Raw genomic sequence first — 13,761 nt, 5'->3', positions numbered from 1 at the left:
GGTCCTGGGGTGCTGCACGTCCCTGCGGACGGCGGCGGGCGAGGAGTTCGCGCTGGACGACGCGCACCGGGCGCGGGTGCTGGCGCGCGCCGGGCGCAAAGCCGCCGCCGGGCTGCGGCTGCTGGCCGTCGCCACCGCGCGCCGTCCCGGACGCGCCCCGACCACGGCCGAACGCGGGCTGACCCTGCTGGGTTTCGTGGCGCTGCGCGACGACCTGGCGCCCGGGGCGGCCGAGGCGCTGACCGCGCTCGCCCGGCACGGGGTGGCGGTCAAGGTCCTCACCGGGGACCATCCGGCCACGGCCGCCCGCGCCTGCCGCGACCTCGGCCTCGACCCGGGGCCGCGGGACGCGGTGGTCACCGGGGCGCAGACCGACGCCCTCGACGACGCCGAGCTGGCCGAACTGGCCCGCACCCGGACCGTTTTCGCCCGCTGCACCCCGGCCCACAAGGCCCGGGTCGTGCAGGTGCTGCGCGCCGCGGGGGAGCCCACGGGCTTCCTGGGCGACGGCGTCAACGACCTGCCCGCGCTGCGCGCCGCCGATGTGGGCATCTGCCCGCGGGGCGCCGCCGAGGTGACCCGGGCGGGCGCGGACGTGGTGCTCACGGGCAAGGACCTCACCGCGATCGACCGGGCGGTCTCCTGCGGCCGGGACACCACCCGCAACATCACCACGTATCTGCGGGTGGTGCTCTCCTCCAACCTCGGCAATGTGCTGGCGATGCTGGTGGCCGGGCTGCTGCTGCCGTTCCTGCCGATGCTGCCGCTCCAGGTCCTGGTGCAGAACCTGTGCTTCGACGCCGCCCAGCTGGCCTTCGCCTTCGACCGGGCCGGGCCCGGCTCCCGGGGCGGGGCCGCGGCCGTGTCCCGGCCCGCCGGGCTGCGGCCGCGCGCCTTCACCTCCTTCGTGCTGCGGTTCGGGGCGCTGAACGCCGCCGCCGACCTGGCCACGTTCGCGGCGCTCGGCTGGCTGCTGAGCCTGGAGTCGGCCGCGGGTCTCGACTCCCACGCGGTCTTCCACGCGGGCTGGTTCACCGAGAACCTGCTCACCCAGGCGCTGGTGATCTGGCTGTTGCGGCCGGGGTCCGCGCGCCGGCTGCCGCTGCCCATCGCGCTGGCGGTCGCCGGGCTCGCCGCCGTCGGGCTGTTGCTGCCGCTGTCGCCGCTGGCCGGGGCCCTGGGGCTGACCGCGACCCTGCCCGGCGCGTACTATCCGCTGCTGGGGGGCGTGCTCGCGCTGTACGCCGGAGCACTGTGCTTCACCAGGGCGCGTTACCGGAGCGCCATTTCCATACTTTAGAGTTTGCGCAATCGGGGAACTGGTGTCCGTTCCAGGGCGTCGGATCGATCGACCCAATACGCGCGAAATTCGCAACGGGGGGAGCAGCGTGGCCGGCTCACATCGCTCGAAGAACGCGCCGACGCGACGCAAGCGCGGCACGGACGCCAGAAGTGGCGGACGGGGGCGCGGCAAACGGGTCCTGCTGTGGTCGGCGGCCGTACTCGCCTTCGTCATCCTGGCCGGCGCCGGCGGCGTGTACTGGATATACCAGAAACTGAACGGCAACATCACCTCCGCCACCATCGACGACAAGCTCGGCGAGGACCGGCCCGAGGACCTGAGCCCCGGCGCCAAGACCATTCTGGTGGCCGGCTCCGACACCCGTGAGGGCATGGACGAGTACGGCGCGGTCGAGGGCATGCGCTCGGACACCCTGATGATCCTGCACATCGCGGAGAACCGGGAGTGGGCCACCGTGGTGTCCATCCCGCGCGACTCGTGGGTGGAGATCCCGGCCTGCGACATGGGCGACGGGGTGATGTCCGAGCCGCACCACGCCAAGATCAACGAGTCGTACGCGCTCGGCGGCATCAACGGCGACGCGGGCGGCGCCGCGGCCTGCACCATCCGCACCCTGGAGCAGAACACCGGGCTGCGCATCGAGAACTTCGTCTCGCTGGACTTCCTCGGCTTCAAGGACATGGTGGACGCCCTGGGCGGCGTCGAGATGTGCCTGGACGAGCCGATCGACGACGTCAAGGCGCACGTCACGCTGGACGCCGGCTGCCAGACGCTGAACGGCGAGGACGCGCTGGGCTTCGTCCGGGTCCGCTACAGCGTGGGCGACGGCAGCGACATCGGGCGCATCGAGCGGCAGCAGGAGTTCATGAACGCGCTGGCGGAGCGGGCGCAGTCCAAGCTCACCAGCCCCACCTCGCTGTACGGGTTCATGGACGCGGTCACCAAGTCGCTGACCACCGACCCGGAACTGGCCAGCCTGGACGCGCTGTACAACCTGGCCACCGAACTCCAGGGCGTGCCGAAGGAGAAGCTGACCTTCATCACGGTGCCCAACTACCCGCGCGAGCTGGACGTCCCCACCGACAAGGCCAATGTGGTGTGGGACTACCCGGCCACCGAGCTGCTGTTCACCTCGCTGGCCAAGGACGAGCCGATCACCAAGGAGCAGCTGGAGGAGGCCGCCGAGGCCGCCCCGTCCCCCGCCGAGGTGCGGGTGCGGGTGCTGAACGGCACCGGTACCACCGGCCAGGCCGCCGAGGTCGCCGACCGGCTGCGCAATCTGGGCTTCCAGGTGGTCTCCACCGGCAACGCCGACCCGGGCACCGAGGTCAGCACCATCAGCTACCCGGAGGGCCTGGAGGGCCACGCCGAGGTGCTCGGCTCGCGGGTGCCGGGGGCGCAGACCCAGCAGACGACGGACGATCTGCCCGGCGTGCTCACCCTGACGATCGGCGCCGACTTCGAGGGCGTACGCGGCTGAGGACGGCCCACCGGCCCGGCGGTCCGCCGCCGGGCCGTGGTGGGTACGCGGCGGGGGAGGCGGCGGGGCGGGCTCAGAACCGCCAGCGGGTCTGGCCGTAGACCCCTTTGCGGAAGCCGAACGCCGTCTCGGGCCGTACCTCGAAGGCGATCGCGCGCGGGCCCGTCGGCAGCACCAGATGGCCGTCGTCCACGGTGAGACGCCAGTCGGGTCCGTACTTGGCGAGGAAGGCCTCGGCGACCGCGCGGAGCAGCGCCTCGCCGGTGATCCGCCCGGCCCGGCCCTCGACCACCAGGTCGGTGCCCTCGGCGACCGTGTTGCGGCCGGTGGTCAGGACGCACGCCGGGTTGGCGGCGAGGTTGCGGCCCTTGCGCTCCTGCTCCCCGGTGGTGAAGTACAGCGCCCCGGCGTGCGCGACTGCCAGGACCGGGGTGACGTGCGGGCGGTGGTCGGGCCGTACCGTCGAGAGCCAGTACAGTTCGGCCCGTTCCAGCGCCTGCCATGCCTCGTGCCACGGCATGGCGCGCGCCCCGGGGCTGCTGTAGCGCTCGTCGAGGGTGGTCCGCGGTGCTGCCCGGGGGCTGGTGCCGGTCATGGTTCCACCGTGCGCCACCCCGGTCCCCTCCGCCACCGCACCTGCCCCCACCGCGGGGCGGTGGGGGCATGGCGCACGGAGGGCGGCCGGCCGTCAGGGATTGTTCCGGTCGTCCCTGTATCCCTGCTGTTCCTGCTCGGAGCTCTGCTGCCGGCCCCGCTGCTGCTGGTTCTCGTCCTGATCCCGGTTCCGGTTCTGGTCTTCCTTGTCCTTGTTCATGGCGTCCTTGGCGCGCTGCTGCAGCTCCTGCGCCTTGTCCTTGAACTGGTCTCCGATGCCCATCGGTGCTCCTTCGCAGAATCGGCAGAAAGAAATGTCCGATGCATCCCTTTCATCCACGGTCCCACGAACGGCCTAGTCCCGCATCCGGGGCGGCAGCACCGGACGCCGCCGGTCCGGCACGTCCCCGTAACCCGGCGGCTCCAGCGGCGGATGCCGCTCCAGCAGGTCCAGCGCGGTGCGCACCGCCGTGTCCAGCACCCCGTACCGGCCCTCCGCCCAGTCCAGCGGCGTGCGCACCGAGGGGATGTCAGGGGCCACGCCCCAGTTCTCCACACCCCACCCGTAGCCCTCGAACCACGCCGCGTTCATCGGCACCGTGATCACCGAGCCGTCGCCCAGCCGGTGCCGCCCGGTGATCCCCACCACCCCGCCCCAGGTGCGGCTGCCGACCACCGGGCCGACCCCCTGCAACCGGAAGACGGCCGTGATCATGTCCCCGTCCGAGGAGGTCGCCTCGTCCGCCAGCGCGACCACGGGCCCGCGCGGGGCGTCCGAGGCGTACGTCACCGGCTGCGCGTCCCGGGTCAGGTCCCAGCCCACGATCGTCCTGGTCAGCTTCTCCACCACCAGCTCGCTGATGTGCCCGCCCGCGTTGCCCCGGACGTCCACGATCAGCGCCGGATACGCGAACTCCCGCCGCAGATCCCGGTTGAACTGCGCCCAGCCCGAGCCGCCCATGTCCGGGATGTGCACATAGCCGCACTTCCCGCCGCTCAGCCGGCGCACCACCGCCCGCCGCCGCGCCACCCAGTCCTGGTACCGCAGCGGCCGGTCGTCGACCAGCGGCACGATCGCCACCCGGCGCTGGCCCGCCCCGCCCTCCTCGGCGAACGTCAGCTCCACGGACGTCCCGCCCGTCGCCGCCAGCAGCGGATAGGGGCCCGCCACCTCGTCCACCGGCCGCCCGTCCACATGGGTGAGCACCGCGCCCTCGCGCACCCCGCTGCCCGCCAGCGGCGAGCGCGCCTTCGGGTCCGACGACTCGCCCGGCAGGATCCGCGCCAGCTGCCAGCCGCCCTCCTTGGCGCGGGTGAAGTCCGCCCCCAGCAGCCCCTGCGCCCGCTGGTAGTGCCGCGGCCCCTCACTGCGCCGCGCCCCCGTCACATAGGCGTGCGAGGTGCCCAGCTCGCCCAGCACCTCGCGCAGCAGATCGGCGAACTCGTCCGGGGTCGCCACCCGCTCCACCAGCGGCCGGTACTGCTCCAGCACCGCGTCCCAGTCCACCCCGCACATGCCGGGGTCCCAGAAGTACGCCCGGACGATCCGGCCCGCCTCCGCGTACGCCTGCCGCCACTCCGCCGGGGGGTCCGCCTCGTGCACGATCCGGCGCAGATCCAGCTGCACCGTGGTGTCGCCGTCACCCGGTTCCGTGGCCGGGACGGCGCGCAGTTCGTCGTCCTCGCACACCACCATGCGGGTGCCGTCCACGCTCAGCGCGAACCAGTCCACGTCGTCGGTCAGCTCGGTGCGCTTGGCCTTCACGAGGTCGAAGTGCTCCAGCGTCGGCTTGCCCGAGGTGTCCGCAGGATTGAGGAAGGTCTCGCCCAGCGCCCCCGAGATCGGCCAGCGCAGCCACACCAGACCGCCGCCGCCGACCGGGCACAGCGCCGAGTACTTCGACGCCGACACCGGGAACGGCACCACCCGGCTGGCCAGGCCCTCCGCCTCCACCCGCACCGAGCCGTCCGCGCCGGTCGCGCTGCTCGTCTCGTCCGGGTCCAGACCGCCGGCCGCGGGCCGCCCCTCCGGGGTGATCGCGAACGGCGAGCGGGTCGCCGACGACAGCGGTACCAGGTAGGGGCGCGAGCCCAGCGGGAAGGACAGATCGCCGCTGTGCACGTCGTACACCGGGTCGAAGCCGCGCCAGGAGAGGAACGCCAGGAACCGGCCGTCGCTGGTGAACACCGGCTCCTCGTCCTCGAACCGGCCGTCCGTCACATCCAGGATCACGCGCTCGCTCTCCGCGAGGCGGGCGATCTTGATCTGCGAGAGCGACCGGCCGATGCCCGGGTGCGCCCAGGCCAGCCAGCGCGAGTCGGGGGAGAAGGCGAGGTCGCGGACGGGGCCGTTGAGCGAGCGGATCAGCTCCACCGGCTCGGCGTCCGGCTCGTCCTCCGCGTCCGGCACCGCGAGCACCAGCAGCCGGCCGTCGTGCGAGGCCACCGCCAGCGTCCTGCCGTCCGGGGAGGCGGTCAGCTCCAGCACCCGGCCCAGGTCCCCGGCGCGCAGCCGGCGCGGGTCCCGGCCGCCGCTGGCCCGCGGCAGATGCGCGATCTCGACGGCGTCATCCCCCTCCGCGTCCGTGATGTACGCGATCCGGCCGGTGTCCCCGAGCATCTCGGGCAGCCGCACCCGCACCCCGGGGGTGGCGGAGATGACCCGGGCCGGGCCGTCGCGGTGGGTGAGCCAGTACAGGCTGCCGCGCACGCACACGGCGGAGGCGCGCCCGGTGGTGTCCACGGCGAGGGAGTCGACGTGGCTGGCGGTGGGCACCTGGTAGCGGCGCCGCCCGGCGCGCGGGCCGCCCAGCCGCAGCTCCAGCCGGCGCGGTACGGCGCGCGGGTCGGTGAGGTCCTCGGCCAGCCACAGCTGTCCCGCGCAGCTGTAGATCACCCGCTCGCCGTCGGTGGCGGCGTGCCGGGCGTAGAACGCGTCGTGGTCGGTGTGGCGGCGCAGATCGCTGCCGTCGGGGCGGCAGGAGTAGAGGTTGCCGATCCCCTCGTGGTCGGAGAGGAAGGCGATGCGGTCGCCGACGAACATCGGGGACTCGATGTGTCCCGGCAGATCAGGCAGCAGCCGCTCGCCGTGCAGCCACAGCTGGCCGGTCGCCCCGCCCCGGTACCGTTTCCAGGCCGCCGGCTCGTGCGGGGCCTTGCCCGTCAGCAGCAGGGTGCGCCGCTCGCCGCCGCAGCCGCTGACGGCGATGTCGGAGACCGGGCCCCAGGGCAGCTGTTCGCCCGGGCTGCCGTCGAGCGCGACCTGGTAGGCCCAGGTGAAGTGGGAGAACGGCTGGTCCTGCGAGCCCACCGCCAGGATGCGCGGCTCGTGGCCGCCGCCGGGGTCGGGGGTCCAGCCGCAGACCCGGGTGTCGGTGGAGCCCCAGTACGTCAGCCGCCGCGCCGGGCCGCCGGTCACCGGGGCGAGGTAGATCTCCGGGTCCAGCGAGCGCCAGCCGGTGAAGGCGATCCACCGGCCGTCGGGGGAGAAGCGCGGGGTGCCGAGGCGGGTGCGGTCCACGGTCAGCCGCCAGGCCCGGTCCGTGCGCCGGCCGGGCGCGGGCAGCGGGGCGAGCCAGAGATCATCCTCGGCGGTGAAGCAGACCAGCTCACCGTTCAGATGGGGGAACCGCAGATAGCTGTCAACGTGTTCGGCTTCGTCGCTCACGGTTCCATGCTTCGGCGCAGCATGCCCCAGGGCAACTCGTGAAGGATCAGTTCATGTGATCTAGGCCACATTATGGCAATTTCTCTCATCCTGCCCGACCGGGTCGGCGTCTCGTGACATGAACTGCCACATCTCTTCCCTGCACACGCCCAGATACCCGGACAGGAGAACCTGCCCCGTGGCTACGTTTCTATACAAGCTCGGCCGCCTGAGTTTCCGGCGCCGCTGGCTGGTGGTGTCCGTATGGATGGCCCTGCTGGTCGCCATCGGCGCCGCGTCGGCCACCGCCGGTGACCCCGCCGAGGAAGAGTTCTCGCTGCCCGGGACCGAGGCACAGCAGGCGTTCGACCTGTTGGAGCGGGAATTCCCCCAGGCCAACGCCGAAGCGCTGAGCACCACGGTGGTCTTCCAGGCCCCCGAGGGCCAGAACCTCAGCGACCCCGCCAACCAGTCCATCGTCCAGTCCGTCATCGACGAGCTGACCACCGGTGACAACGTCATAGCCGTCACCAACCCCTACGAAGGCGGCCAGCTCAGCCAGGACGGCTCCATCGGCTACCTCGACGTCACCTACGAGGGCGGCTGGTCGGACGTCACCGACGACATGCGCGACCAGTTCGCCGCCGCCGTCGACACTGGCCGCGACGCCGGGCTGACCGTCGAGTCCAGCGGTGAGCTGGCCATGGCCGAGATGAACATGGGCAGTGGCGAGATCATCGGCATCATCGTCGCCGCCATCGTGCTGGTCATCACCTTCGGCTCGCTCGTCGCCGCCGGTCTGCCGCTGCTCACCGCCCTCATCGGGGTCGGCGTGGGCATGTCCGGCATCGCCGCGCTCTCCGCCACCCTCGGCCTGACCGAGATGACCGGCATCCTCGCGATGATGATCGGTCTGGCGGTCGGCATCGACTACGCCCTGTTCATCGCCTCCCGCTACCGGGCCGAACTCATCGCCGGCCACAGCCGCGAGGAGGCCGCCGGGCGCGCGGTGGGCACCGCCGGTTCCGCCGTGGTCTTCGCCGGTCTGACCGTCGTCATCGCCCTGGCGGGCCTGGCCGTCGTCAACATCCCGATCCTCACCAAGATGGGTCTGGCCGCCGCCGCCACCGTCGTGGTCGCGGTGCTGGTCGCCCTCACCCTGGTGCCGGCCGCCCTGGCGATCGTCGGCAAGCGGATCTTCGGCAAGAAGCTCCGCAACCAGAACCCCGAGACCGGCGTTCCCACCACCCTCAGCCGCAACGGCAAGGAGAACTTCGGCTCCCGCTGGGCCAAGGGCGTGCTGCGCCGCCCGTGGCTGGTGCTGGTCGCCTCCGTCGCGGGCCTGGGCCTGCTGGCCGCCCCGGTGGCCAGCCTGGAGCTGGGGCTGCCCGACAACGGCACCCAGTCGCCCGACACCACCCAGCGCAAGGCGTACGACCTGCTCTCCGAGGGCTTCGGCCCCGGCTTCAACGGCCCCCTCATGGTGGTCATCGAGTCCCCCGACGGCAATGTGATGGCCTCCGCCGACACCATCGCCGAGCGCATCGGCGCCCTGGACGACGTGGTGGCCACCGCCCCCGCGTTCCCGAACGAGACCGGCAACGTCGCGATGATGTCGGTGTTCCCGGGCAGCAACCCCTCCAGCACCGAGACCAGCGACCTGGTGGCCGAGATCCGCGGCGACCTGGCGCCGGAGCTGGAAGCCGAGACCGGCGTGAACATCCTGGTGTCGGGCCAGACCGCCGCCCAGAGCGACTTCTCGCAGGTCCTCTCGGACGCGCTCATCCCGTACCTGGCGCTGGTCGTCGGCCTCGCCTTCATCCTGCTGATGCTCGTCTTCCGCTCCGTGCTGGTGCCGCTGAAGGCCGCCCTCGGCTTCCTGCTGTCGGTGCTCGCCTCCCTCGGCGCCGTCGTCGCGGTCTACCAGTGGGGCTGGCTGGGCGCGTTCGGTGCCGAGCCGCAGCCGATCATGAGCATGATGCCGATCTTCATGATCGGTGTGGTCTTCGGTCTCGCCATGGACTACGAGGTCTTCCTCGTGACCCGGATGCGCGAGGCCCACGTCCACGGCGAGGACCCGCGCCAGGCGATCGTCACCGGCTTCAACCTGAACGCCCGGGTCGTCACCGCCGCCGCCGTCATCATGATCTCCGTCTTCGCCGGGTTCATGACGATGGGCGAGTCCATGGTCATGATGATGGGCTTCGGTCTCGCGATGGCGATCCTGCTGGACGCCTTCGTGGTCCGGATGACGATCGTGCCCGCCGTCATGGGCCTGCTGGGCGAGCGCGCCTGGTGGATGCCCAAGTGGCTGGACCGCATCCTGCCCAACGTCGACGTCGAGGGCGAGACGCTGGAGAGGTACCTGGAGTCCAACGGCAAGGGCCGCGCCGCCGCCGAGGCCAAGGAGCCCGAGCCGGCCGGCGTCAGCTGACCCGTCCGGGACAACTCCGCTGCGGAGCCCGGCCATCGCACAGCCCCCGCGGGCAAGCGGTGGCCGGGCTCCGGCCGTTCGTGGCCGTTCGTTTCCGTTCCCGGCCGTCCCGCCCGAACGGCCTGGTCCGGGCCCGGCCACTCGGCTAGCATCAGCAGCCGGCGACCCCGGGAGGGACCAGGATGCGACGCACCGTCGGCACCGTCGCGCTCGTGGTGACGCTCGCCGCCGCCACCGCCGGAACGGGCCACGCCGCCCCCGCCCTCGGCCCGGTCGGCTGTGTCCCCGAGGCCGCGCTCGACCCGGGCACCGAGGCCGGCGCCGACGCGCTCCTCACCCTGGTCGACACCCTGCGCGCACACGGCGCGGACGACCGGACCGTCGACACCGAACTCGCCGCCCGTGCCTGCCTGGTCCGGGCGGACGCCGACCCGGACGTCCCCGGCACCGACCTGATCGCCCTCGACGCTCCGGACGTCTACGTCATCACCACCGTGGACGGCCGCGAGCGCTGGGTCGCCATCAGCGCCTGGCAGTGGCAGACCGTCCCCGGCCCGCCGATGCACGGCGCCCAGGCCGTCGCCACCTGGTTCGACGGCGCGATCGAGCCCGTCCTCCAGGTCCTGCACCACAGCGGCACCACCCCGGCCTACCCCAGCGTCAGCCGCGAGGACGCCGCCGAGGTGAACGCCCACGGCACCGGCTTCCTCATGACGCCGCGGCAGAACGCCACCGACACCGATGTGGCCACCGGGCGCACCGCGCTCGTCTTCGAGACGGCGGAGGGCACCTGCGGCCCGCTGACGGTCCGTTCGGCCTTCGCCCACACCTGGCACGACACGAGCGTCGACCGCCTCGCCGTACACGCCGAAGGCCCGGTCTTCGGCTGGACCTCCACCGAAAACCGGGCCCTCGCGCTGAGCCTTCCCACCGAGGTGGACATCAGCTGCTGACCGGCGCCCCGGCCGGCGCGGTTACGGCGCGGCGGCCAGGACCTGGGCCACCACCGGGCCGGCGTTGCTGCCGCCGTGGCCGGAGTTGGGGACCACCGCGGCCACCGCGAGGTCGTTGCGGTAGCCGGTGAACCAGGCGTTCGGCTTGTCCTGGCCGTCCACCTCCGCCGAGCCGGTCTTCGCGCCGATGTCGCCGTCCAGGCCGGACATCGCCTCGGCCGCCGTGCCGCCCACCGCCGTGCGGTGCATCAGTGAGCGCAGTTCCGCGGCGGTGGCCGCCGAGGGGCCGGTGGCCGTGGCCAGTTCGCGCCCGCCGATCTCCGCCGGGACCAGATACGGCTGCCGGAACGTCCCGGACTTCACGGTCGCCGACACCGAGGCCATCGTCATCGGGTTCATCCGCACGCCGCCCTGGCCGATCAGCGAGGCCGCCATCTGCGCCTGCGACTGGGTGGGCACCGCGCCGTCCAGCGTGGCGACGCCCACGCTCCAGGTCAGGCCGAGCCCGAACACGTCCCGCGCGTAGTCGCCCAGCGCCTCGTCCGACAGCTCCGGGGCCTGGCTGATGAACGCCGTGTTGCAGGAGGCGGCGAAGCTGTCCGCGAACGTACCGTCCTTGATCTCGAACTTGTCGAGGTTCTGGAACTTCCAGCCGCCGTGCTCGAAGTACTTCGGGCACGGGTGCTTCGCCCCGGCCGAGGCCAGCCCCTCGTCGATGAGGAGCCCGGCCGTCACGATCTTGAAGGTGGAGCCCGGCGCGTAACTGCCCTGGAGCGCTGTGTCGAAGCCGTCCGCCGGGGCGTTGGCCAGGCCCTGGATGGCACCGGTGCTCGGCTGGATCGCCACCACCGCCGCCCGGTCCTTGTCCGCCACCGCCGCCTCGGCCGCCGCCTGGACCGACGGCACGATGGTGGTGGGCACCTCGCCCGCCACCGGCTCGGAAAGCTCCAGCAACTCCTCGACCGTGCCGCCCTCCGCGTCCGTGATGCGGGTGACGACCGCGGGCGAGCCGCCCGCGTGCTCCCCGAAGCGCTCCGCCAGGTCCTGAAGGACGTGCGCCAGCGTCGGATGCGCCTCGGCGGTCAGCTCACCGCCCTCCGCGTCCAGCACCGTCACCGGCGGCACCCCGTCACCCGGGCCGGTCTCGATCCGCAGCCCCTCGTCCAGCCCCGGGTGCAGCACGGCCGGCTCCCAGTCGACGACGACCTCGCCGCTGGCCGCGTCCCGCACCACGGTCAGCTCCGAGTCGTAAGACCATTCCGTGACCGGCAGTTCCTCGTAGCCGATGCTCGCGGCCACGCTGAACGGCACCGACTCGCCCTCCGGGACGCCCGCGCTCAGCGTGAGATCCGTGACCGCCGCCTCCTCGGCGAGCGAGGCCAGCGCCTCCTCGGCCGCCGCCGCGTCGTCCGTCAGCGCCGCCGCACCCGCGGTGTCACCGGCCGCCCACGCGTCCAGGAAGTCCCCGGAGACCTCCAGGACTTCCGCCTCGGACGGCGGCGCCGCGCCGTCGTCCGGCGTGTCGTCCGAGACGGCCGCCGTGTTCTGTGGGTCCGGCCCCTCGTCGCCGCCCAGCATGCTGTAGGCACCGAATCCGGCGCCCGCCGCCACCACCACGAAAACCCCAGCGATGACGGCAACCTTCTGCCCGTTCCGCATCCCGTCCCTGCCCCTCGATCCACCCCGTGTGCGCAGCCTACAAGCACGCGCTGACACCCCGTGATCACACCCAGGTGGACAGCCACATCCGCGCGCGCCAGCCGTCCAGGGAGATCTCCTGACCTGAGTAGACCGGGTAGAAGTAGATGAAGTTCCACACGATCAGCAGCACCAGCACCCCGGCCGCCACCACCCCCACCGCCCGGCGGCGCTCCGGGCAGCCCGGCGGACCCAGGATCGCCCCGATCAGCAGCGTGACCGCCAGACACAGGAACGGCACCAGCACCACCGAGTAGAACGAGAAGATCGTCCGCTCCTGGTACAGGAACCACGGCAGATAGCCCGCCGCCACCCCGCACAGCACTGCGCCCGCCCGCCAGTCGCGGCGCAGCGCCCACCGCCACAGCGCGTACACCAGCGCCGCGCACGCCGTCCACCACAGCAGCGGGGTGCCGAGCGCCAGCACCTCCCGCACACAGCCCCCGGCGCGCGCGCAGCCGTCCTCGCCCGGGTCGCGGGACTCGTAGAAGTACAGCACCGGCCGGCCCAGCACCAGCCAGCTGAAGGGGTGCGACTCGTAGGTGTGCTCCGAGGTCAGCCCGAGGTGGAAGGTGTACACCTCGCTGGTGTAGTGCCACAGGCTGCGCAGCGGCCCGGGCACCCACGCCCAGTCGCTGGGCCCGGCGCCCGCCCGCTCCGCCCAGTCGCGGTAGTAGCCGCCCGAGGTCGCGAACCAGCCCGTCCACGACAGCAGGTAGACCGCGAGCGAGACCGGCACCAGGGAGACGAACGCGGGCAGCGCGTCCTTGCGCAGCGCCGCCAGCGGGGCGTGCCGCGCCCCGGCGGTGCGGCGGGCGGCGGCGTCCCACAGCACGGTGAGGATGCCGAAGGCGGCCAGGACGTACAGGCCGTTCCACTTGGTGGCGCAGGCCAGGCCCAGGCACACCCCGGCCAGCAGCCGCCACGGGCGGGCGCCCAGGCCCAGGCGCTCGGCGGTGGCCCGGTCCGGGCGCAGGACGGTCTCCCCGGCGGTGGGCAGCGCGGCGGCGAGCCGTTCCCTGGCCCGGTCGCGGTCCACCAGCAGCGCGCCGAACGCCGCGAGCAGCCAGAACATCAGCACCAGGTCGACCAGCGCGGTGCGGCTCATCACGAAGTGCAGCCCGTCCACCGCCATCAGCAGCCCGGCCAGGCAGCCCAGAGCGGTGGAGCGGAACAGCCGCCGGCCGATGCGGCAGAGCAGGAAGACCGAGACGGTGCCCAGCAGCGCCATCATGAAGCGCCAGCCGAAGGGGTTCATGCCGAACGCCCACTCGCCCAGCGCGATCATCCACTTGCCGACCGGCGGGTGCACGATGTACGCGGCGGTGTCGGTGACGGGCACGTCGCCGTTGATGATGCGTTCGTTGGCGTCGTCCGGCCAGATCGTCTCGTAGCCGTGCTGGAGCAGCGACCACGCGTCCTTGGCGTAGTACGTCTCGTCGAAGATCACCGCGTCCGGCTCGCCGAGCCGGGTGAAGCGCAGCGCCCCGGCGAGCGTCGCCACCAGCAGCGGGCCCAGCCAGCCCAGCGCCCGGGTCAGCCGGGCCGCCGCGCCGGGGGCGACGCCCAGCCAGCGCCACAGCCGGCCCGGCCCGGCGGGGGGGGGAGGCACCCTCCCCACACCGGACGCACCCGGGGCGCGCGGCGGGCCCA

Annotated in this window: 9 protein-coding genes; 4 read left to right on the top strand and 5 right to left on the bottom strand. The window is 72.9% G+C overall.

The genetic code is table 11. The features are described 5' to 3' along the window. Positions 1–1,300 (top strand): HAD-IC family P-type ATPase (locus tag ACFV5N_RS11185; RefSeq protein ID WP_385597189.1); only part of this gene is annotated, 1,300 nt, incomplete at its 5' end. 88 nt (positions 1,301–1,388) lie between these two features. Continuing rightward, positions 1,389–2,783, top strand: a complete 1,395-nt coding sequence (locus tag ACFV5N_RS11180; RefSeq protein ID WP_385597186.1) for an LCP family protein — start codon at positions 1,389–1,391, stop codon at positions 2,781–2,783. Between the two features lie 73 nt (positions 2,784–2,856). Here the strand turns inward: ACFV5N_RS11180 and ACFV5N_RS11175 are convergent, their stop codons facing one another. The 3 genes from ACFV5N_RS11175 to ACFV5N_RS11165 form a co-directional block, all read right to left on the bottom strand. Beyond that, a complete protein-coding gene (locus ACFV5N_RS11175) occupies positions 2,857–3,378 on the bottom strand; it encodes a pyridoxamine 5'-phosphate oxidase family protein (protein WP_385597183.1) in 522 nt (173 codons plus the stop codon). 93 nt (positions 3,379–3,471) lie between these two features. Continuing rightward, positions 3,472–3,660, bottom strand: a complete 189-nt coding sequence (locus ACFV5N_RS11170) for a hypothetical protein (RefSeq protein WP_385597180.1) — start codon at positions 3,658–3,660, stop codon at positions 3,472–3,474. A 72-nt stretch (positions 3,661–3,732) separates the two neighbouring features. Beyond that, a complete protein-coding gene (locus ACFV5N_RS11165; protein WP_385597177.1) occupies positions 3,733–7,044 on the bottom strand; it encodes a S41 family peptidase in 3,312 nt (1,103 codons plus the stop codon). A 178-nt stretch (positions 7,045–7,222) separates the two neighbouring features. Here ACFV5N_RS11165 and ACFV5N_RS11160 point away from each other — a divergent pair, with 178 nt between their 5' ends. Beyond that, positions 7,223–9,457 (top strand): MMPL family transporter, encoded by a 2,235-nt coding sequence (locus tag ACFV5N_RS11160; protein ID WP_385597174.1) that lies wholly within the window; start codon positions 7,223–7,225, stop codon positions 9,455–9,457. 182 nt (positions 9,458–9,639) lie between these two features. Continuing rightward, a complete protein-coding gene (locus ACFV5N_RS11155; RefSeq protein WP_385597171.1) occupies positions 9,640–10,410 on the top strand; it encodes a hypothetical protein in 771 nt (256 codons plus the stop codon). Positions 10,411–10,431: 21 nt separating this feature from the next. Here the strand turns inward: ACFV5N_RS11155 and ACFV5N_RS11150 are convergent, their stop codons facing one another. Then, entirely contained in the window at positions 10,432–12,069 is a 1,638-nt protein-coding gene (locus ACFV5N_RS11150) for a penicillin-binding transpeptidase domain-containing protein (protein ID WP_385597169.1), read from the bottom strand. 64 nt (positions 12,070–12,133) lie between these two features. After that, on the bottom strand, positions 12,134–13,761 hold a 1,628-nt coding region (locus ACFV5N_RS11145; RefSeq protein WP_385597166.1), incomplete at its 5' end, for a dolichyl-phosphate-mannose--protein mannosyltransferase.

The sequence above is a fragment of the Streptomyces sp. NPDC059853 genome, from assembly GCF_042731495.1.
In the GTDB taxonomy this organism is placed as follows: Bacteria; Actinomycetota; Actinomycetes; order Streptomycetales; family Streptomycetaceae; genus Streptomyces.
This window is presented reverse-complemented; position numbering and strand designations above follow the sequence as displayed.